The sequence below is a fragment of the Sphingomonas panaciterrae genome (genome assembly GCF_036890205.1).
Classification (GTDB): domain Bacteria; phylum Pseudomonadota; class Alphaproteobacteria; order Sphingomonadales; family Sphingomonadaceae; genus Sphingomonas; species Sphingomonas panaciterrae.
The window spans coordinates 216786-236165 of the sequence record NZ_JAKNQR010000004.1 but is presented as its reverse complement, the minus strand read 5'-3'; the positions used below and the strand labels follow the sequence as shown (position 1 = coordinate 236165).

Here is a 19380-nt window from a genome sequence, read left to right as displayed (position 1 = left end):
TTGCTCCCAGGCTGATGGATAACATGGCGACTACGGCCGCGCCCGCCCCTAGCACTTACGCCCCCGCGCTTCAAACCGCGCGGGCGCGTGTAGAATCGTGGCTGGAGGCGGAGCGCGACCAGCTGCCGGTAGCGCTGGGCGGCGGGGTGGCGGCGTGGTTCGTCCTTCCCAACAGCAGCGCCTGGCGCGCCGCGTTGTTGGGCGCCGCCGCGCTTGCCCTTCTCGCGCTTGCGGCATCCTCCGCCGGTAGTCGCGCTGCCCGGGTGGCGGCGATCGGCAGCATTGCTTTCGCGGTCGGGCTCGCACTGGTGTGGCTGCAGGCGGAAACGGCGGCCGCGCCCGTCCTTGCGCGTCCCGCGATCGCCACTTTCTCTGGCCGGGTGGAGGCAATGAACGCATTGCCGGCGCGCGGCCTAGTGCGGCTGCGGCTCGGCGATCTTGAGTGGCTGGATCGCAGGCCGCCGCGTGCGCCCCTCCAGGTGCGCGTCAACGTAGCAGAGGAGGACGTGCCGGCCGGGCTGCTGCCCGGGACGCGGATCAGCCTGCGCGCGCGGTTGATGCCGCCCCCGCTGCCGGCGGTGCCGGGCGCCTATGATTTCGCGCGCGTGGCATGGTTCAGCGGGATTGGTGCCACCGGACGGGCGCTCGGCCCACCCGAGATCCTGTCGGGTGCGGTCGCGGGAGAGCCGTTCCGCGCGCGCTTGTCCCGCCACATCCAGCACAATCTGGAGGGAAGTGCCGGCGGCATCGCCGCCGCGCTGGCGACCGGCGACACCGGGGGGATCGAGGAACCGGACCAGGAGGCGATGCGCCGCTCCGGCCTCGCGCATCTTCTGTCGGTCAGTGGACTCCATATCACCGCGGTCGTCGGCCTGACGATGCTGCTCGCCGCACGACTGCTCGCGCTCAACATGCGGCTCGCGCTCACCGGTCGGGTTCCGCTGATCGCAGCGGCGACCGCTGCCGTGACCGCGCTCGGCTATACCTGGCTGACCGGGAGCGAGGTGCCCACGATCCGCAGTTGCATCGCCGCCTTGCTGGTGCTCGCCGCCATGGCGGTGGGGCGAGAGGCGCTGACCTTGCGGCTGGTGGCGACCGGCGCACTCGTCGTGCTGCTGCTCTGGCCGGAGTCCCTGGCGGGGCCCAGCTTCCAGCTCTCCTTCGCCGCCGTCACTGCGATCATCGCGCTGGCTGAGCATCCGGCGGTCCGCCGCTGGTTCGCGCCGCGCGAGGAATCATGGGGCCGCCGCCTCCTGCGCAATGGCGGCTCGTTGCTGCTGACCGGCGCGATCGTCGAAGTCGCGTTGATGCCGATCGCCGTCTTCCACTTCCACAAGGCCGGCATCTATGGCGCGCTGGCCAATATCGTCGCCATCCCGCTGACCACCTTTGTCGTGATGCCGCTGGAGGCATTGGCGCTGCTGTTCGATACGACGGGGCTCGGCGCGCCCTTCTGGTGGCTGACGGGGCAGGGGTTATCGCTATTGTTGTGGATCGCCCGGACGACGGCGGCGGCGCCTGGGGCGGTCGCGGCACTGCCAGCGATGCCGGCGGGCGCCTTCGCGTTGATGGTCGGCGGCGGGCTGTGGCTGGCGCTCTGGCGGACGCGCTGGCGGCGGATCGGCTTGATCCCGGTCGCGGTCGGCGCGCTTTGGGCGCTCGCGACACCGCCCCCCGACCTTCTGGTAACCGGCGACGGACGGCATCTCGGCGTGCGGCTGCCCGATGGGCGCGTAGCGCTGCTGCGCGATCGGGCGGGCGATTATGCGCGTGACATGCTGGCGGAAAATGGCGGATCTGACGCCGAACCGGTGCTCTTGTCCGATCAGGGCGCGGCGCGCTGTTCGCGCGATCTATGCCGCGTCGATCTGCCGGTCGGCGACCGCACATGGCGCGTGCTGGCGACGCGCAGCGCCTATCTGGTGCCCGCCGGCGCGCTGATCCAGGCATGCCGCAATGCCGATATCGTGGTCAGCGAACGCCGCCTGCCGCGTGGCTGTACGCCGCGATGGCTGCGCCTCGATCGTGAGATGCTCGCGCGAACCGGCGGGGTGGCGATTTCGCTCTCTACCGGGCGCGTCGATACCGTGATCCGCCCCGGCGACGCTCACCCCTGGGTGCTGGCTGGGATGCCAATCCTTTCGGGCCGCTCAACGAATCGCTGACGCAAGGATGAACAACCGACGTTTCGCCCGGAGAAAGCGTTCAGCCCGCCGCCGGCGGGCCTGCGCCCGGCCAATCAGGAATAGCGCCGCAGAATCCCGGCCAGCTTGCCCTGCACCCGCACCTGCGCTGGCGCATAACGCTGCGGATCGTAGGAGCGATTTGCCGGGTCGAGCCGGATCATCGTGCCTTCGCGCCGAAAATATTTCAGCGTCGCCTCGCTGTCCTCGATCAGCGCGACCACGATCTCGCCGTCGCGCGCCACATCCTGCTTGCGGATCAAGGCGAAGTCGCCGTCGAGGATGCCCGCCTCGACCATCGAGTCACCGGCAACCTCAAGCGCGAAATGCTCGCCCGAGCCCAAAAGCGCCGCCGGCACCGGAAGGCTGGTGGAGCCTTCGAGCGCCTCGATCGGGGCGCCGGCCGCGATCCGCCCGTGCAGAGGCACCTCGACCACGTCGTTGGCCGGCTCCGGCAGTGCGGGCGCCGGCGTGGATGAACGGACGGCCTCGCGGCTCTCCGGGCGATCGGGCACCTTCAGCACTTCCAGCGCGCGGGCGCGATTGGGCAAGCGACGCAGAAAACCGCGCTCTTCCAGCGCGGAAATGAGGCGGTGGACCCCGGACTTCGATTTCAGGTCCAGCGCATCCTTCATCTCTTCGAACGAAGGGGAGACGCCGGTTTCGGCCAGTCGATCATTGATGAAACAGATCAACTCGTGCTGCTTTTTGGTGAGCATGCATCATCTCCGCGGCGAACAGACTGGGAACCTTTAAGGAACGTAAACCGACGCGTCAAGCAATCACGAGGATTTCTGCCGAGTCGCCCATCGCCGCAGCAGGAGCATGTGGTTGACGAACGACGAGGCAGCCTGCCCGTGCCAACGTTCGTAGCATGGAACTGTCCTGGATCGTAGCAACATAGGCCCGTCCATCGCGCAACTCTGCGCGTAGATAATCAGTGCGCGGGCCATTGGCCGGCAACGCTTCGCCAAGGATGCCGGTGGTCGTTTGCGGCAGGGGCTGCGCCGCCCCGGCAAGCGCCGCGACCATCGGCTTCACGAACAGCAAGCCGGTGACAAAGGCGGAGACGGGGTTTCCCGGTAGCCCCAGCACGGCCATGTCGCCGCGCCACCCCGCCATCAGCGGCTTGCCGGGGCGAAGCGCGATGCGCCAGAAATCGATCGCGGCGCCCGCCGCCTGCAGCGCAGGACGAACCAGGTCGTGATCCCCGACCGAGGCGCCACCGGTGGTGACGAGGACGTCGGCCGCCACATGACGGAACGTGTCGGTCAGCGGTTCCAACCGGTCAGGGAGGATGCCGAGGTCGATGATCTCCACCGGAAGATCGGCGAGCAGCGCCCGTAGCAGCAGGCGGTTCGATTCCGGTAGCCTGCCGGGCTCGATGGCCCGTCCGGGTTCCACCAGTTCATCGCCCGTCGCGGCGATCGCCACGCGAACCCGGCGCCGGACGGTGACGTCGCCCAGCCCCCCGGTGGCCGCAACCGCCAGGCGCGCCGGCGTCAGCCGTTCGCCGGCCGCGACCAGCGTATCGCCGTCCGCAAAATCGAGCCCACGCCGCCGGATGTTGGCGCCCTCGCGTGCCGGTCCTTCGCCATCGAGCCATAAAGTATCGCCGTCGCGACGGGCCTCTTCCTGCACCATCACCGTGTCCGCGCCCTCGGGCACGGTGGCGCCAGTGAAAATCCGTGTCGCCTGGCCCGCCTTCACGGCACCTGCAAATGGCCGTCCGGCGGCGCTCTCGCCGATCACTCGCATCGGGCCCGGCAGGTCACTGAACCGCACGGCATAGCCGTCCATCGCCGACAGGTCGCGCTCGGGCTGGGTACGGCACGCGATCAACGGGACCGCCACCCAGCGTCCGATCGCGTCCGCCAGCGGCAGCGTTTCGGTCGACAGCGCGGGCGCCGCAGCCAACAGGCGCGCCTGCGCCTCTGCGACAGGAAGCAATTCGCTCATGATCCGGCGAGTGACAGATTCATGCTGTCGGCAACACCCATAATAATCGCGGCGCGGCCCTGAGGGTCAGGCGACGAAATCGCCCGACTTGCCGCCGGTTTTCTTCAGCAGGCGGATGTTGCCGATCGTCATCCGCTTATCGAGCGCCTTGGCCATGTCATAGACGGTCAGCAGCGCCGCGGAGACGGCGGTCAGCGCCTCCATCTCCACGCCGGTGCGGCCGCTGGTGGCAACGATGGCCTGCGCGCTGACGCCGTCGTCCTCGATCGACAGGTCCAGCGTCACCTTCGACAGCGGCAATGGATGGCATAGCGGGATGAGGTCACTGGTGCGCTTTGCCGCCATGATCCCGGCGATCCGCGCGACCGCCAGGACATCGCCCTTTGCCACTGCGCCGGCGGCAATCGCGTCGCGTGCCTCGGCCGACATCGTGATCCTGCCCCCCGCCACCGCCTCGCGCGCGGTTTCGGTCTTGCCGCCGACGTCCACCATCCGGGCGGCGCCCTGCTCGTCGAGATGGGTCAGGCGGCTCATTGCACCAGCGCGCGCGTGGCCGCCGCCACATCGGCCTGCCGCATCAGGGATTCGCCGATCAGGAAGCAGCGCACGCCGTGCTCGGCCATCGCATCCAGGTCGGCCCGCGTGTTGAGGCCGCTTTCGGCGACAAAGGTGCAATCGCTGGGCGCGCTGCCGACCAGCTCGTACGTTCGTTCGAAACTGACGGAGAAGTCGCGCAGGTTGCGGTTGTTCACGCCGATCAGTCGCGATTGCAGCTTCAGGGCGCGTTCCAGTTCCTCCGCGTCATGCACCTCGACCAGAACGTCCATGCCCCGTTCGATCGCGGCCGCCTCGATCTCGGCAGCGGCGGCATCGTCGAGCGCGGACATGATGACCAGGATCGCGTCGGCGCCGATCGCCCGCGCTTCGGCCACCTGCCACGGGTCGACCATGAAGTCCTTGCGGATCACCGGCAGGTCGCACGCATTGCGCGCGGCGATCAGATAATCCTCGTGCCCCTGGAAATAGTCCTGGTCGGTCAGCACCGACAGGCACGTCGCGCCGCCTTCGGCATAGGCGCGTGCATGCGCCGGGGGATCGAAGTCGGGTCGGATCAGGCCCTTGGAGGGGCTGGCCTTCTTGATCTCGGCAATCAGGCCGTAGCGCGGCAGCGCATTGTCAGCACCGCCGCTCGCCACCCGGTCCAGCGCCGCCTTGAAGCCACGCGGCGGCGTCTGGTTGCGCGCCTCACGATCAAGCGCCGAGATCGACCGATCACGTCGACGCGTCGCCACTTCGTCCTGCTTGGTTGCCAGGATCCGATCGAGAATCGTCATGCTGCTCCCCGTCGCGCCGCTCATGCCCAGGCGATCCAGCGGTCGAGCAGGTCGTTGGCCGCCCCACTGTCCAGCGCTTCGGCTGCGCGGGCGGCGCCATTCGTCAGCGTCTCGCCGGTCAGCGCCAGCGCCACGGCAGCGTTGATCAGCACGGCATCGCGATAGGCCCCGTGCTCCCCTTTCAGCAGGCGGCGCAGGGCATAGCCGTTATGCGCCGGGTCACCGCCGCGGATCGCCTCGATCGGGTGGCGGCGCACCCCGGCATCCTCCGGCACGATCCGCTTGCCCAGCAACACGTCACCGATCGCGACCGCCACCGTCGGCCCGGCGCCGGACACTTCGTCCAGCCCTTCCTCGCCCGACACGACGATTGCCGCTTCGGTGCCCAGTTGCTCCAGCGCCTCGGCGTACACCGGCGCATAGTCCGGCCGCGCGATGCCGATCAGCTGGCGCGTGACATGCGCCGGATTGGCCAGCGGCCCCATCAGGTTGAAGATCGTGCGCTTGCCGATACGGCGGCGGATCGGCGTGATCCGCTTCATTGCCGGGTGGTGATTGGCCGCGAAAAGGAAGCAGATGCCGAGTTCGTTCAGCGTCTCCTCCGCCAGCATCCCGGCACGCTCCATGTCGACGCCGAGTGCTTCCAGCGTGTCGGCGGCGCCGGCCTTGGACGATGCGGCGCGGTTGCCGTGCTTGGCCACCGGCACCCCGCACGCCGCCACGACCAGGCTCACCGCGGTCGAGACGTTCAGCGTATGGTGCCCGTCACCGCCGGTGCCGCAGACGTCGATCGCACCGGCAGGCGCGCTGATCGGGATCAGCCGCTCGCGCAGCGCACGTGCCGCCTCGGCGATCTCGATCGATGTCTCGCCGCGATCGGACAGGTCGATGAGGAACCGCGCAATCGCGTCCTCGCTGGCGCGTCCGTCGAGAATGTCGGCGAACGCCTGCGCCGCGCTCTCACGCGACAAGGGCGACCGCGGGTCCGGCAGCAGGGCGATCGTTGTCATGCTGCCACCTTCGCGCCCGTCAGCGCCACGAAATTGGCCAGCAGGTCATGGCCATGTTCGGTCGCGATGCTTTCGGGGTGAAACTGGACGCCGTGGATCGGCAGCTCCCGGTGGCGCAGCCCCATCACCGATCCGTCCGCCGCATGCGCATTGGGGATCAGCACGTCGGGCACGTCCTCCACGACCAGCGAGTGATAGCGCGTTGCGGTGAAGGGGGACGGAAGGCCGGCAAAAACGCCGGTGGAGTCATGGTCGATCGCGCTTATCTTGCCGTGCATCAATCCCCCACGGACGACCCGCCCGCCGAAATGTTGCCCGATCGCCTGATGGCCAAGGCACACGCCCATCAACGGGCGGCGGCTCTCGGCACAGGCCGCGACCAGGTCCAGGCTGATCCCGGCCTCATTTGGCGTGCAGGGGCCCGGCGACAGCAGAAAACCGGTGGCATTCGACGCCAGCGCTTCGGCCGCGGTCAGCGCGTCATTGCGTTCCACCCGCACCTCGGCCCCCAATTCCATCAGATAATGGACGAGGTTCCAGGTGAAGCTGTCGTAATTGTCGATGACGAGGATCATGTTGGCCCCGACATAGCGTAACCCGCCGTCGCCGCAACGGCTGTTGCGGGCGCCGCCGGATCGCGTAATCACCGCCGCGACGTTCAGCGGGGAGAAAGCTGCTGGCGTGATCGTTGATGGACCATCCAGGAGGTCGCCTCGCATGTTCCGCCCCGTGTATCTCGTTCCGCTAGCGGCGCTGTCGCTCCTGCCGCTGCCGGCGCTCGCCCAGGCCCAGGCCCAAGCCCAGACACAGCCCCAAGCTCAGGCGCAGGAAGGCGCATCCTCGCAGGCGGAAACGGGTCAGCCGCCGCAGCGAATCCGCCAGGTGACGCTGACCGGGAATGAAGCGTGCCCGACCGCCGCGGCGGACGAGATCGTGGTGTGCAGCCGGCTCGATCCCAACGACCAGTTCCGTGTGCCCAAGCCGCTGCGCCGTCCGCCAGAGGTGCCGGCGCAGAACCAGAGCTGGGTCAACCGCGCCGCCACCGTCGATCGTGTCGGCCGCGTCGCCGGCGGGCTCCCCAACACCTGCTCGCCGATCGGCGCCGGCGGCCAGACCGGCTGCGGGATCCAGGCAGGCCAGGCGTGGGCGGCGGAAAAGCGCCAGCAACAGCGCGAAGTGGAGCAGGCGACGCCCGAATCGCGCACCGACATCGACATCGAGGACGATCCGCGCGACTGACACGCATCCCCATCATCGCGGCCAGTCGTCAGCCGCGATGATGCGCCTGCGGCCTAGTTCGTCGCCATCAGGCGCGACAGGTCGGCCTTCCAGAATTTGGCCCAGGTATGCGTGCCGTGGCCCTTGGTCTCGGGCGTGGCGGCAATCAGGCGAAACGTGGCGCGCGGCATCCTCTTCGCCGCGGCCTCGGTGATGCCATAGCCTGCCGGGTTGATGAAATCGTCGGCGGAGTTGATCCACAGCACCGGCACGGTGATCTTCTCCAGCCCGGCCGACGGATCATAGGTCCGCGACGCGTCGAGCTGGTAGATATAGTCATTGGCGTCGCGATTGGCGCTGTTGCGCGTGAACGCCTGATCGAGGAACGCCTCGGCGGCCTCGCGCGTCGGATATTGCTGTTGCAGCGCCAGCGGGTTGGAACCGGCGATGATCGACAGGCTGGCCGCCGTCCGCAGGCCCTGGGCCGGCTGCGCGGTGTAATTGCCGCCATTCCAGGCCGGATCCGCCTTGATCGCGTCGATCGACAGCTTGCGCCACATGCGGTTCAGCCCGGCGATCGGCACCGGCAGGCAGGCGAACGGCGCCAGCCGTTCGGCAAAGCCTGGATAGGTCTGCCCCCAGACAAAGGCGTGCATACACCCCATCGACGTGCCCAGGATCACCTTCAGTCGGGTGACGCCCAGCTTCTCCAGCATGGCCTTCTGCGCCGCGACCATGTCGCTGTAATCATATTTCGGAAACGCCATCCGCATCTCGTCTGACGGCTTGGATGAGGCGCCATGACCGATATTGTCGGGCAGGATGACATAGGTCGTTTTCAGGTCGAACGGCTGGCCGGGGCCGTAAAGCTCGTCGGCGAATTGCGGCGAGAGGAACTGCTTGCCCGTGCCGCCGGTGCCATGAAGGACCATCACCGCATTGTTGATCCCGCCGTCAGGGCCGCGCCGCGGCGTGCCGAGCGTCGTGTAGTGGATCTTCAGGTCCATCGTCTCGCCCGTGCCGAAGCGAAAGCCCGGCAGCGTCACATCGCCTTCCCTGGTGGGCCAGTTCGTCGGCGCGGGCGCAGGGTTCGCCGGCGTGGCGACTGGCTGGGTGGTCTGGGCAGCGGCGGGCGCGGCGGCGGCGATCAGCAGCAGGGGAAGGAGGCGCATGCCCCGTGCGTATCGGGCGGATCGCCGGTTGAGAAGCCCGCGGATTACGGCCGGCTCAGCGCAGCGGTGTCGCGGCACCCGATCCGACGACGGTGTGCCAGCGGCTGACCTGCCAGCGCATCACCAATCCCTCGCGCACATAAGGATCGGCATTGGCAAAGGCCTCGGCCGCCGCGCGATCGGTGAACAGCAGCAGCGCGGACTCGATCGGCTCTCCCACCGTGCCGCCCAGCAGCAAGGCGCCGCGATCCGCCGCTTCCCATGCAAGCGCCAGATGAGCGTCGCGCAACGTACCGCGCCGTTCCAGATAGTCCGCCGCCAGTTCGTATCGCAGCAGGAAATGGCCGTCGGTGGCTGCGCCGTCGCTCACTGGCCGAAGCCGCCGGCACTCGCCTGCGCGATCGCCTCGCGCGCGGCGGCCCGCAACGCTCCCGACTTCGCCTCGCACTCGCGCTGCTCATAGGCCGGGTCGCTGTCCGCCACGATGCCCGCGCCCGCCTGGACGTGCATGGTGCCGTCCTTCACCACTGCGGTGCGCAGGACGATGCACGAGTCCATCGATCCGTCGGGCGAGAAATAACCAACTCCCCCCGCATAAGCGCCGCGCTTCTCGCTCTCCAGTTCGGCGATGATCTGGCAGGCGCGCACCTTGGGCGCGCCGCTGACCGTCCCCGCCGGGAAGCCGGCGAACAGCGCGTCGATCGCGTCACGCTTGGGGTCGAGCGCACCGACCACGTTCGACACGATGTGCATGACGTGACTGTAGAATTCGACCGTGTAGCTGTCGGTGACCGTGACTGACCCGGCCTGTGACACGCGGCCCACGTCGTTGCGCCCGAGGTCGAGCAGCATCAGATGCTCGGCGCGTTCCTTCGGATCGGCAAGCAGGCTGGTCCGATTGGCCTCGTCCTCACTCGCGGTCTTGCCACGCGGGCGGGTGCCGGCGATCGGCCGGATCGTCACCTCGCCATCGCGCACCCGCACCAGGATCTCCGGGCTCGATCCGGTCAGCGCGAAGCCGGGCAGGTCGAGGTGGTAGAGGAACGGCGACGGATTGATTCGCCGCAACGCGCGGTACAATTCGAACGGCGGCAGCGTGAACGGCGCGGTGAAACGCTGCGCCAGGACGACCTGAAAGATGTCGCCAGCGACGATATAGTCCTTCGCGGCGCGCACCATCTCGGCATAGCGCCCCTCCGGCAGCACCGGGGACAGCGCCACGTCGCTGGCCTCGGCCCGAACGCGCGGGGGCAGGGCAGTGGCCTCCAGCCGCGCCTCGATCGCGTCCAGCCGCTCGGCCGCCGCGGCGATCACGCTCTCGGGCGATCGCTGGTCGTCGGGCCAAACAGGCGCCACCAGGAACAGGGCGTCCGCCAGCCGGTCAAAAACAAGGATCACGGTCGGGCGGACGAACATCATGTCCGGCAGGCCAAGCGCATCGGTCTTTGGCGCGGGCAGGCTCTCGACCAGCCCGATCGTCTCATAACCGAAATAGCCGACCAGGCACGCGAGCGCCGGCGGTAGTTCCGCTGGCACGTCCATCCGGCAGGAGGCGACCAGCGCGCGCAGCGCGGCCAGCGTCGGGGTGTCGCATGGCGCGAACGCCGACCGATCCGTCAGCCACTGGCGGTTGATCGCGGCGTCGTTTCCTTCGGCGCGGAAGACGAGGTCAGGCGCAAGCCCCAACATGCTGTAACGACCGCGGATCGCGCCGCCCTCGACCGATTCGAGGAGGTAATCGCCGCGCCCCGGCTCGATCAGCTTCAGCGCCGCGGCGACCGGCGTCTCGGTGTCCGCGATGCGGCGGCGCCACAGCAGCGCCGGCCGCCCGTTCGTCAGCGCAGCCGCGGCTGCGTCCTGCCCAGCGTTACGGATTGGAGCCCCCCTCGCCGGAGAGGCTGGCCTTCACGCGGGCCAGCGCGTCCGCGTTCTGCGACACCTTCATCGCCCGCTTCACCGCCTCGGTGAATTGCTGGGCATATTCCGGCCCCATCGCACGGCCAAGGTCCTGACGCGTGGCAGCGATCACCTGCGGCGCCTTGGCGGCGTCACCCGGCGAGATCTTGTCGACCTTGACGATCAGCCAGCCGCTGCGATCGGGCGCTTCCAGCATCTTGGCGGTGCCGCCCTTCATGCTGAACAGCAGGGCCAGTACCGGGTTCGGCCCACGCGGATCGGCGTTGATCTGTGAGCGGGCGGCGACCACGCTGTCGGTCTTCGCGCCCTTGGCACCAGCCTCGGCCAGTGCCTTGTCGAACGCCACACCCTTGTTGATCGCGGCCAGTGCCTTGCTCGCGGCGGTGCGCGCGGCGCGGCGGGCGCGATCCTCCTGCAAGTCCTTGGTCACCTGGTCGCGGACCTGCGCGATCGGGCGCGGCGCGGCGCGAACGATCCGGTCGAGCGCGACGAGGGCGAAGCTGCCGTCAGGCCCGGTCTGCACCACCTGCGGATCGTCGCCCTCTTCGGACTGGAAGGCGGCGGACAGGATCGGCATCAGCGCCGCGTCAGGCTGCGCGGCCGGAGCCTCCGGGTTGGCGCCGGTTGCGGTCAGTGCCGGCGTGGTCGCGGCACTCAGCTTCTGCTCGGCCACCAGCTCGGAGAAGTTGGCATTGTCAGCGATCGCATTTTCCAGCGAGTCGCGCATCGCCGTCAGAGCGTCGGCGGTCTTCTTCTTGGTCAATTCCTCGACCAGCGTCGGGCGCGCCTCGGCCAGCGTCTTGCCGGGGACCTGCGCGACCTTCTCGATCTTGCCGACGACGAAGCCGATCGAACCGCGGACGGGGCCGATCACGCCATTGGCCGGCGCGGCGAAGGCGGCATCGGCCACCGCGCCAGAGGTCGCGCCGGTCAGCGCCTGCTTGTCCTGCGCCTCGAGGCGGCGTGCCTCCAGCCCGGCGGCGCGCGCCGCATCCGCGACAGGGGTGCCGCCGCGGATCTTGGTCGCCAGGGCATTGGCGGCATTCTGGTCAAGCACGGTGACCAGCGACACGGTGCGCGTCTCGCGCGCTGCCCAGCGGGCCTTGTCGCCATTGTAGGCTGCGGCGATCTCGGCATCGGTGGGCGTGCCGCGGGCCTTCACGAACTCGGGCGTCACCATGGCGTAGCGAACGATGCGACGCTCGGGCAGCGAGTAGCGCGCGATGTTGCGCTTGTACCAATCCTGCAGTTCCGGGTCGGTCGGCGCGGCACCGCCCGGCATCGCGGCGGCCGGGATCAGCGCGACCTGACCGGCACGACGCTCCAGCAGCAGCGAGGCATAGGGCAGCGCCAGCGATTCCGGCACCTGCGTCGCGCCCATCTGCGGCCGCAACAGGAACTGCACCATCGTCTCGCGCGCAATGTCTTCCTGCACCTGCGCATCGGTCAGCCGGTTGCGGGCGAGCACCTGCTCATACACCGCCTGGTCGAACTTGCCCGTCGGGCCCTGCAGCCCGGGGATGTTGCGCAATTCGCTGCCGACCAGCGCCTTGCTGACGACCATGCCCTGGTCGCGGCCGAACGCTTGCAGCGCCAGGCCGTTCAGCATCCGGTCGAGGATCGCCTCGACGCCGCCCTCGGCGACCAGCTGGCTCATCTCGAGCCCCGGGTTGCGCTGCTGCGCGCCGCGCAGTTCGTCCTGCACGCGCCGGGTCAGTTCGGTCTCGTTGACGCTCTGGCCGCCCACCTTGGCGACGGTCGCGCCAGACGCGCCGCCGGTCTGGAGGCCGGTGATGTCACCCAGCGCAAACGCGATCGCGATAAGGCCAAGGACACCCATGGTGACGATCACGCCGACGCGCGAATTGATGATACGACGAAAGAACCCGAGCATGCAGCGCCAATCCGTTGAACGACGCTCGCTTTAGGGTGCCGCCTTCGTTACCGCAACGGCACAACCAAGTGGGGAGAGATCATGCGGCGCAAGTTGGTAGCCGGAAACTGGAAGATGAACGGCAGCCTCGCGGCATTGGCCGAGCTCGATGCGATCAATGACGCGGCGGACGGCGGTGTCGATGTGGCGATCGCGGTCCCGGCGACCCTGATCCATCCGGCCGCTGGCCGCGCGCGTTTTCCGATCGGTGCCGAGGACGTGCACGGCGCCGACAGCGGCGCGCATACCGGCTGCGTCTCCGCTCCGATGGTGAAGGAGGCGGGCGCGTCCTTCTCGATCGTCGGCCATTCCGAACGGCGGCAGGGCCAGCATGAAAGCGACGCCGACGTGAAGGCCAAGGCGGAGGCGCTGCACCGCCACGGCCTCACCGCCATCCTGTGCGTCGGCGAAACGCTGGAGCAGCGTGAGGCGGGCAAGGCGGAAGCAGTCGTCACGGCGCAGCTGCGTGCCTCACTGCCGGATGGCGCGTCGGGTGACTGGCTGTCGATCGCTTATGAGCCGATCTGGGCGATCGGCACGGGCAAGGTTGCGACGGTCGCCGATGTGGAGGCGATGCACGCCGCCATTCGCGCGGCGCTGGCAGAGGCGCTGGGTGTGGATCAGGCGGACAGCATCCGCCTGCTCTACGGCGGCTCGGTGACGGCGGAAAACGCCGCCGGCCTTCTCCATGCGGCCAATGTGGATGGCGCGCTGGTCGGCGGCGCCAGCCTGACCGCGGCCAAGTTCGTCCCGATCATCAAAGCAGCTGGCTGATCCGCGCCACGGCGTCGCGCCCGTGCGCGACGCCGGACGCTGGCAGAAGCGTCAGCCGTAGCGCTTGCGCAGCACACCCCAGGCGGCGGCCAGCCCCAGCGCCGCGCCGCCCTTGGGCCTGCCCGGCCGGGGGGCAGGGCGCCACGCGAATGTATCGACATGCGCCCAGGCGATATCCTTGGGCACGAAGCGCCGCAGGAACAGCGCCGCCGTCACCGCACCGGCAAAGCCGCCATCGGGCGCATTGACCATGTCTGCGACGTCCGACTTCAGCATGTCGTCATAGCCATCCCACAGCGGCAACCGCCACAAAGGGTCATGCGCGGCGGTGCCTGCGGCAAGGAAGTCGGCCGCCAGCTCCTCGTCATTGGCGAACAACGGTGGCAGGTCCGGCCCCAGCGCAACCCGCGCCGCACCGGTCAGCGTCGCAAAGTCCACGATCAACTCCGGCCGATCCTCCACCGCGCGGGTCAGTGCGTCGGCCAGGATCAGTCGCCCCTCGGCATCGGTGTTGGTATTCTCCACCATCAGCCCCGCCCGACTGCGCAGCACATCGCCGGGACGAAAGGCATTGCCGGCAATCGCATTCTCCACCGCCGGCACCAGCAGGTGCAGCCGCACCTTCAGCTTCGCGCCCATGACCAGCCCGGCAAGCGCGATCATGTGCGCCGCGCCGCCCATGTCCTTCTTCATCAGCCGCATCCCGCCCGACGTCTTGACGTCGAGCCCGCCCGAATCGAAGCAGACGCCCTTGCCGACCAGCGCGATGCGGGGGTGGGCAGGATCGCCCCATTCCAGCTCGATCAGCCGCGGCGCACGTTCCTTGCTCGCTGCCTGGCCGACGACGTTGATCATCGGATATTCCACCGCCAGCGCATCGCCGCGCGTCACTCGCGTCGTCGCACCATGCGCCTTCGCCAGCAGCTCGACCTGCGCCTCCAGATCCGCCGGCCCCAGGTCCGATGCGCCGGTGTCGACCAGATCGCGGACCAGCGCGGTCGCCTCCGCCAGCCGGACGATCTCCTCGATCCGCCCCGGCTCGCCGGTCAGCAGCACGCGCGGCCCCTGCGCGTCGGGCGCGCTACGATAGCGGGTGAAGCGATGCTGCGCGAGGCACCAGCCCAGCATCGCCGCGCCCGGCTCGCCCTCCGCCAGCCGGTACGTGCCTTCGGGCAGGCCATCACCCAGCGACGCAATCCGCCACGGCGATGTCACATCCTCGTTGCACACCAGCAGCATCGCCCAGTCGTCGGGCGCATCGCCGGGAAGGATCGCGCGATTGCCCGGCTTTCCCACCACCTTGTTGGCCGCCACCGCGGTGCGCGTGCGCGCCGGCTGGGCGATGAGCCATTCCTCGAACCGGTCGGGGTGGACGACATGGATGGTGCGGGCAGGCTGGCCCCGGTCGGGGGCGAGCAGGCTGGAAAAGTCGGTCATGGGGCCAGCAAAGCAGGACTTCACCGTCGGCGCAACGCGCGGTTCCCTTGGGTCGCGCCGCATCCTACATCGCGGGCATGACCACTCACTCGACTCGCATGCTCATCCTCGGCTCGGGCCCCGCTGGCCTGTCCGCCGCCATCTATGGTGCCCGCGCGGGCATGAAGCCGATCCTGGTGCAGGGCATCCAGCCCGGCGGCCAGCTGATGACCACCACCGACGTGGAAAATTACCCCGGCTTTGCCGAGGTGATCCAGGGCCCGTGGCTGATGGAGCAGATGCAGAAGCAGGCGGAGCATGTCGGCACCACGCTGGTGTGGGACACGGTCGTCTCGGTCGATCTGTCGCGCCGCCCGTTCCGCCTTACCGGCGACAGCGGCGATATCTATGAGGGCGACGTGCTCGTCATCGCCACCGGCGCGCAGGCCAAGTGGCTCGGCCTCGCCAGCGAGGATGCGATGAAGGGCAAGGGCGTCTCCGCCTGCGCCACCTGCGATGGCTTCTTCTATCGCGGCAAGAAGGTCGCGGTGATCGGCGGCGGCAACACCGCGGTGGAGGAGGCGCTCTACCTCACCAACCATTCCGATGACGTGACGCTGATCCACCGCCGCGACTCGCTTCGTGCCGAGCGCATCCTGCAGGAGCGGTTGTTCGCCCATCCGAAGGTGAAGGTGCTGTGGAACAAGGAAGTGCGTGAGTTCGTCGACGGCGGCGGCAATGCCGGCCTCGTCGCGATCGACCTTGTCGATACGGTCACTGGTGAGCACAGCCGCCTCGACGTGGAGGGCGGCTTCGTCGCGATCGGCCACCATCCGGCGACCGAGCTGTTCCGCGGCCACCTCGAACTGGACGAGGATCATTATATCAAGGTCGATACCGGCTCGACGCGCACCAGCGTGCCCGGCGTGTTCGCCTGCGGAGACGTGATGGACAAGACCTATCGCCAGGCGATCACCGCGGCGGGCACCGGCTGCATGGCCGCGCTCGACGCCGAACGCTTCCTCGCCGAGGCGGACTTCGAGAAAATGGCCGAAGCCGCAGAGTAAACCTCCAAAAAACAGCCGTGCCGGGCTTGTCCCGGCATCCACCCTGCCGCAGTCTCGGCGCGCGTTTATCACGCGGAAAAAGAGTGGATGCCGGGATCGGGCCGGCACGGCCTATTTGGGGGATTGCATGAAGTTACGCATCGCGCTGGCGCTTGGCGCCGCGCTCGTTGCCGCGCCGTTGAGCGCGCAGGACAAGCCGAACAGCAAGGCCGAACAGGCTGCCGACGACACCAGCATTCCGCCGCCAGTCGTCTCCGTCACCCGCCATTCCGGCACCTTCGGCGGCACCCGCATCAATTATCGCGCGATCGCCGGTGAAACCTATCTGAAGGACAAGGCGGGCAAGCCGCTCGCCGCGATCACGTCATACAGCTACATCAAGGAGGGCCCGGTCGATCCCAAGCGTCCGGTGACGTTCCTGTGGAACGGCGGCCCGGGTTCCGGCTCCTTGTGGCTCCACATGGGCGCCTTCGGGCCGAAGCGCGTCGTGCTTCCCTCGGACGCCCGCGACGATGGCGCGCCGCCCTATCCCGTCATCGACAATGTCGATTCGCTGCTCGACGTCACCGACATCGTGTTCATCGATCCGGTCGGCACCGGCTTCAGCCGCGCGCTGGGGAAGACCGATCCCAAGGATTATTGGGGCGTGACGAAGGATGCCAAATCGATGGCGGACTTCATTCGGCTGTGGCTGAACGAACATGGCCGCTGGAACGCGCCCAAGTTCATCGGTGGCGAAAGCTACGGCACCACGCGCTCGGCGGCGGTGATCAACGAGCTGGAGGGCACCTACACCGACGTGGCGGTGAACGGCATCCTGCTGATCTCCTCGATCCTCGATTTCAGCGTCGCGGCGGATTCGCCGGGCAACGAGTTGGGCTATGTGACCAACCTGCCGTCGATGGCGGCGACCGCCTGGTATCATAACAAGGTCGCCAATCGCCCCGCGACGGTCGAGGAATTCATCGCCGAGGCGAAGGCGTTTGCCATCGGCCCTTATGCCGCGGCGCTGCTGAAGGGTAATTCGCTCACCGCGCAGGAGCGCCAGCAGGTTCTGCCGCAGCTGTCGCGCTACACCGGCGTGTCGCAGGATTACCTTGCCCGCGCCGATCTTCGCCTCTCGCCCGGCCGCTTCTACAAGGAACTGCTGCGCGATCGTGGGCAGACGATCGGCCGCCTCGACACGCGCTACGTCGGCAAGGATTATGACGACGCCGGCGAAACGCCCGACAATGATCCCAGCTTCTACGCCATCGACGGCGCCTATACCGCGGCGATGAACGCCTACTCGCGCGAGACGCTGAAATACTCGCCCGACGTGACGTACGTGTCGATCGGTGGCGTGCGTGACTGGGACTGGAAGATCGGCGGCCCGCGTGGCGGGGAGGGCTATCTCAACGTGGCGCCCTACATCGGCAAGGCGCTGCGCGAGAACAGCGGCCTGCGCGTGTTCGTCGGCCAGGGCTATTATGATTTCGCGACGCCCTTCTTCGGCGCGGAATATTCGCTCAACCGCACCGGCATCCCCAATGACGGGCGCATCAGCTGGCATTGGTACAATGCCGGCCACATGATGTACGTTCGGGATGAGGATCTGCGGAAGCTGTCGAACGACATCCGGGCCTTCATCAAGGCGCGCTGAGGACCTGCCGGATCGCCGCTTCCAACGCGGCCGCATCGCCGGAACGGGCGAAGCTGTGCGATCCGGTGTCCACGGTGACGGTGCGCGGGGAAATCCCCGCGCGCCGCGCCGCATCGGCATAGGCGATGGCGGTGCCGTCGCCGCGCGCCAGCACGATCGTCGCATCCGGCCCCCATTGCGCAATCGACGCGATGGTGCGGCCGGTAACGCCATCATCACGCGGCGAGGCTGCGATGCTGCGCAACCCGCGCACCAGCTTGGGCAGCGAAAGGCCCCGGCGCAGAATCCGCGCCCATGCCGCAGGATCGCGTAGCTGCGCCGCATAATGCGCGCGAACCGCGGCCGGCGGCGGCAGCGTGTCGCTCGGCTTGACCGCCCAGGGGTTGGCAAGCACCAATGCATCGCACCCGGCCTCGCGGCCCCACCAGGCCAGGCTGGTCGCGCCATCGCAATTGCCGAACCCGATCAGCCGCGTGACCTGCGGCGCCGCCGCACGGAATGTCGCCGCCGCAGCGAGCAGATCGTCGCGCGCGCCGCGAAAGCCGCTGTTGATCCCGCTCGAATCGCCGACGCCCCGCCGATCGTAGCGAAAGACGGGCGTGCCGTCCGCCGCCAGCCGCGCGGCAAGCTCAGCCATGCCGCGATGCGCCCCAGCCCGTATCTCGTTCCCGCCAGTGACGATCAGCAACCCGGTCGCGCCGCCTCCCCCTTCCGGTGGACCATCCAGCGTCCCGACCAGCGTGTGGCCATCGCAAGGAAAGGTCAGCAGCCGGCGGCTCAAGCGGTATCCCCGTTGATCCAGCGCGCCACGTCGTCCGCGATCAGCGCCTGTAGCGCCGGGTCCACGCCCGGCTCGGCCGCACGCCACAGGGCGCTGCCGGGAAGCTTGCGATCAGCGGCTCTGGGGTCGCTTTCCAGCCGCACCACGCGGACGCTGCCCTCGGTCGTCGGCTGTGCCCCGGCCAGCTGCGCCAGCATCGCGTCCGAGATGATATTGCCGCCAGCGTCCTCGCCACCGCCCGCCCGTTGCAGGCGCCGCAGCTCGCGCTCGGCAGCTTCCCCGGTCTGCGGCGCCAGATACCAGCGGCTCGACACTTCCGCGGTCCCGTCGACCAGCGCGCCGGTCCGCCACGCCATGCTGTGCACGGGCCCCGACATGCTGGCGCAGGCAGCGGCAAAGGCATCGCGCCACCTCGCCAGCGTCGCCTCGCCTGTCGGCAGCAGACTTTCGTTGGTGCCCGGCAGGTCGGGCAGGGCGGCGGCGATCCCCCGTGCGGCCAGTCGCCGAAGCACATCGATCAGCGCGGCGCGCGTCCGATTGGCTTCTTCGTAAAAGGGCAGGGCGGCGACCACGACCGGTCCCCGATCCGGTCCGAAGCGGAGCATCGCCTCACGCCCACCGGCCCAGTCATAATGTCTGATGGTCAGGCCGGACGTCCCGGCCATTCGCTCAGACCAGCGCCTTGGCGGACGCGAAGGTGCTCAACGCGCCGAATGTCTCCAGCATCTCGCCATCGACCTCGTCATCGTCGATCACGATGCCCAGCCGATCCTCGATCTCGGTCAGCACGCCGGCGACCGCCATCGAATCGAGCTCCGGCAACGCGCCGAACAGCGGGGTGCTATCGTCGAACCCAGCCACCTGTTCGTTCGACAGACCAAGCACGTCCTTGAGTATCGCGCGCAACGTGGCGTCAACTTCGGGCTTGCCTTCAGGAATCACCTGCGTCCCCTCAATTTTGTTGCACCGCCGTT

The 19380-nt window shown here is 68.6% G+C and carries 19 protein-coding genes; 5 read left to right on the top strand and 14 right to left on the bottom strand.

Annotated elements, in window-relative coordinates:
* The first annotated feature begins 14 nt into the window (after nucleotides 1–14).
* Nucleotides 15–2165: a ComEC/Rec2 family competence protein gene (locus L8F96_RS12835; protein WP_417158980.1), complete on the top strand. Its 2151-nt coding sequence runs from the start codon at nucleotides 15–17 to the stop codon at nucleotides 2163–2165.
* A gap of 74 nt (nucleotides 2166–2239) precedes the next feature.
* Here the strand turns inward: L8F96_RS12835 and lexA are convergent, their stop codons facing one another.
* The 6 genes from lexA to L8F96_RS12805 all read right to left on the bottom strand — a co-directional run bounded on the left by lexA (nucleotide 2240) and on the right by L8F96_RS12805 (nucleotide 7061).
* On the bottom strand, nucleotides 2240–2902 hold the full coding sequence (gene lexA / locus L8F96_RS12830; RefSeq protein WP_296219974.1) for a transcriptional repressor LexA: 663 nt from the start codon (nucleotides 2900–2902) through the stop codon (nucleotides 2240–2242).
* Nucleotides 2903–2957: 55 nt separating this feature from the next.
* Nucleotides 2958–4142: a molybdopterin molybdotransferase MoeA gene (locus L8F96_RS12825; RefSeq protein ID WP_334656216.1), complete on the bottom strand. Its 1185-nt coding sequence runs from the start codon at nucleotides 4140–4142 to the stop codon at nucleotides 2958–2960.
* Nucleotides 4143–4208: 66 nt separating this feature from the next.
* Nucleotides 4209–4676, bottom strand: a complete 468-nt coding sequence (gene moaC / locus L8F96_RS12820) for a cyclic pyranopterin monophosphate synthase MoaC (protein ID WP_145119988.1) — start codon at nucleotides 4674–4676, stop codon at nucleotides 4209–4211.
* Nucleotides 4673–5476, bottom strand: a complete 804-nt coding sequence (gene trpC, locus L8F96_RS12815; protein WP_145120401.1) for an indole-3-glycerol phosphate synthase TrpC — start codon at nucleotides 5474–5476, stop codon at nucleotides 4673–4675. The genes moaC and trpC overlap by 4 nt, the downstream gene beginning before the upstream one ends.
* A gap of 20 nt (nucleotides 5477–5496) precedes the next feature.
* A complete protein-coding gene (gene trpD / locus L8F96_RS12810; RefSeq protein ID WP_136452198.1) occupies nucleotides 5497–6486 on the bottom strand; it encodes an anthranilate phosphoribosyltransferase in 990 nt (329 codons plus the stop codon).
* Nucleotides 6483–7061, bottom strand: a complete 579-nt coding sequence (locus L8F96_RS12805) for an anthranilate synthase component II (protein ID WP_334656243.1) — start codon at nucleotides 7059–7061, stop codon at nucleotides 6483–6485. The genes trpD and L8F96_RS12805 overlap by 4 nt, the downstream gene beginning before the upstream one ends.
* 142 nt (nucleotides 7062–7203) lie before the next feature.
* Here L8F96_RS12805 and L8F96_RS12800 point away from each other — a divergent pair, with 142 nt between their 5' ends.
* Nucleotides 7204–7725, top strand: coding sequence for a hypothetical protein (locus tag L8F96_RS12800; protein WP_206430579.1), 522 nt, complete (start codon nucleotides 7204–7206; stop codon nucleotides 7723–7725).
* Nucleotides 7726–7778: 53 nt separating this feature from the next.
* Here L8F96_RS12800 and L8F96_RS12795 read toward each other — a convergent pair whose 3' ends face one another.
* From L8F96_RS12795 to L8F96_RS12780, 4 genes are read right to left on the bottom strand one after another with little or no spacing between them, the layout of a single operon-like run.
* Nucleotides 7779–8876 carry an alpha/beta fold hydrolase gene (locus tag L8F96_RS12795; RefSeq protein ID WP_334656212.1) on the bottom strand — a complete coding sequence of 366 codons (1098 nt, stop codon included), beginning with the start codon at nucleotides 8874–8876 and terminating at the stop codon, nucleotides 7779–7781.
* A 55-nt stretch (nucleotides 8877–8931) separates the two neighbouring features.
* A complete protein-coding gene (locus tag L8F96_RS12790; protein ID WP_334656211.1) occupies nucleotides 8932–9246 on the bottom strand; it encodes a YciI-like protein in 315 nt (104 codons plus the stop codon).
* The gene (gene trpE / locus L8F96_RS12785; protein WP_334656241.1) at nucleotides 9243–10751 is read right to left on the bottom strand and encodes an anthranilate synthase component I; all 1509 of its coding nucleotides are present in this window, start codon (nucleotides 10749–10751) and stop codon (nucleotides 9243–9245) included. The genes L8F96_RS12790 and trpE overlap by 4 nt, the downstream gene beginning before the upstream one ends.
* Nucleotides 10744–12687, bottom strand: a complete 1944-nt coding sequence (locus L8F96_RS12780) for a SurA N-terminal domain-containing protein (RefSeq protein ID WP_145119978.1) — start codon at nucleotides 12685–12687, stop codon at nucleotides 10744–10746. The genes trpE and L8F96_RS12780 overlap by 8 nt, the downstream gene beginning before the upstream one ends.
* Nucleotides 12688–12765: 78 nt before the next feature.
* Between L8F96_RS12780 and tpiA the strand changes: the two genes are divergently transcribed.
* Nucleotides 12766–13500 carry a triose-phosphate isomerase gene (gene tpiA, locus L8F96_RS12775; protein ID WP_046411606.1) on the top strand — a complete coding sequence of 245 codons (735 nt, stop codon included), beginning with the start codon at nucleotides 12766–12768 and terminating at the stop codon, nucleotides 13498–13500.
* A gap of 51 nt (nucleotides 13501–13551) precedes the next feature.
* Here the strand turns inward: tpiA and L8F96_RS12770 are convergent, their stop codons facing one another.
* Nucleotides 13552–14937, bottom strand: coding sequence for a leucyl aminopeptidase family protein (locus L8F96_RS12770; protein ID WP_334656210.1), 1386 nt, complete (start codon nucleotides 14935–14937; stop codon nucleotides 13552–13554).
* A 77-nt stretch (nucleotides 14938–15014) separates the two neighbouring features.
* Between L8F96_RS12770 and trxB the strand changes: the two genes are divergently transcribed.
* The gene (gene trxB / locus L8F96_RS12765; protein ID WP_334656209.1) at nucleotides 15015–15983 is read left to right on the top strand and encodes a thioredoxin-disulfide reductase; all 969 of its coding nucleotides are present in this window, start codon (nucleotides 15015–15017) and stop codon (nucleotides 15981–15983) included.
* Between the two features lie 127 nt (nucleotides 15984–16110).
* A complete protein-coding gene (locus tag L8F96_RS12760; RefSeq protein ID WP_125946118.1) occupies nucleotides 16111–17625 on the top strand; it encodes a S10 family peptidase in 1515 nt (504 codons plus the stop codon).
* Here L8F96_RS12760 and L8F96_RS12755 read toward each other — a convergent pair.
* The 3 genes from L8F96_RS12755 to L8F96_RS12745 are packed head-to-tail and all read right to left on the bottom strand — an operon-like array spanning nucleotide 17612 to nucleotide 19348.
* A complete protein-coding gene (locus tag L8F96_RS12755) occupies nucleotides 17612–18406 on the bottom strand; it encodes a hydrolase 1, exosortase A system-associated (protein ID WP_334656208.1) in 795 nt (264 codons plus the stop codon). The genes L8F96_RS12760 and L8F96_RS12755 overlap by 14 nt on opposite strands.
* Nucleotides 18403–19071: an alpha/beta hydrolase family protein gene (locus tag L8F96_RS12750; RefSeq protein ID WP_046411600.1), complete on the bottom strand. Its 669-nt coding sequence runs from the start codon at nucleotides 19069–19071 to the stop codon at nucleotides 18403–18405. The genes L8F96_RS12755 and L8F96_RS12750 overlap by 4 nt, the downstream gene beginning before the upstream one ends.
* Nucleotides 19072–19075: 4 nt before the next feature.
* Entirely contained in the window at nucleotides 19076–19348 is a 273-nt protein-coding gene (locus tag L8F96_RS12745) for an acyl carrier protein (protein WP_046411598.1), read from the bottom strand.
* Nucleotides 19349–19380 lie beyond the last annotated feature (32 nt).

Excerpts from the sequence above, each read along its gene's own strand:
- L8F96_RS12835 (WP_417158980.1), top strand. The coding sequence starts at position 15 with ATGGATAACATGGCGACTACGGCCGCGCCCGCCCCTAGCACTTACGCC.
- lexA (WP_296219974.1), bottom strand. The coding sequence starts at position 2,902 with ATGCTCACCAAAAAGCAGCACGAGTTGATCTGTTTCATCAATGATCGA.
- L8F96_RS12825 (WP_334656216.1), bottom strand. The coding sequence starts at position 4,142 with ATGAGCGAATTGCTTCCTGTCGCAGAGGCGCAGGCGCGCCTGTTGGCT.
- moaC (WP_145119988.1), bottom strand. The coding sequence starts at position 4,676 with ATGAGCCGCCTGACCCATCTCGACGAGCAGGGCGCCGCCCGGATGGTG.
- trpC (WP_145120401.1), bottom strand. The coding sequence starts at position 5,476 with ATGACGATTCTCGATCGGATCCTGGCAACCAAGCAGGACGAAGTGGCG.
- trpD (WP_136452198.1), bottom strand. The coding sequence starts at position 6,486 with ATGACAACGATCGCCCTGCTGCCGGACCCGCGGTCGCCCTTGTCGCGT.
- L8F96_RS12805 (WP_334656243.1), bottom strand. The coding sequence starts at position 7,061 with ATGATCCTCGTCATCGACAATTACGACAGCTTCACCTGGAACCTCGTC.
- L8F96_RS12800 (WP_206430579.1), top strand. The coding sequence starts at position 7,204 with ATGTTCCGCCCCGTGTATCTCGTTCCGCTAGCGGCGCTGTCGCTCCTG.
- L8F96_RS12795 (WP_334656212.1), bottom strand. The coding sequence starts at position 8,876 with ATGCGCCTCCTTCCCCTGCTGCTGATCGCCGCCGCCGCGCCCGCCGCT.
- L8F96_RS12780 (WP_145119978.1), bottom strand. The coding sequence starts at position 12,687 with ATGCTCGGGTTCTTTCGTCGTATCATCAATTCGCGCGTCGGCGTGATC.
- L8F96_RS12770 (WP_334656210.1), bottom strand. The coding sequence starts at position 14,937 with ATGACCGACTTTTCCAGCCTGCTCGCCCCCGACCGGGGCCAGCCTGCC.
- trxB (WP_334656209.1), top strand. The coding sequence starts at position 15,015 with ATGACCACTCACTCGACTCGCATGCTCATCCTCGGCTCGGGCCCCGCT.
- L8F96_RS12760 (WP_125946118.1), top strand. The coding sequence starts at position 16,111 with ATGAAGTTACGCATCGCGCTGGCGCTTGGCGCCGCGCTCGTTGCCGCG.
- L8F96_RS12750 (WP_046411600.1), bottom strand. The coding sequence starts at position 19,071 with ATGGCCGGGACGTCCGGCCTGACCATCAGACATTATGACTGGGCCGGT.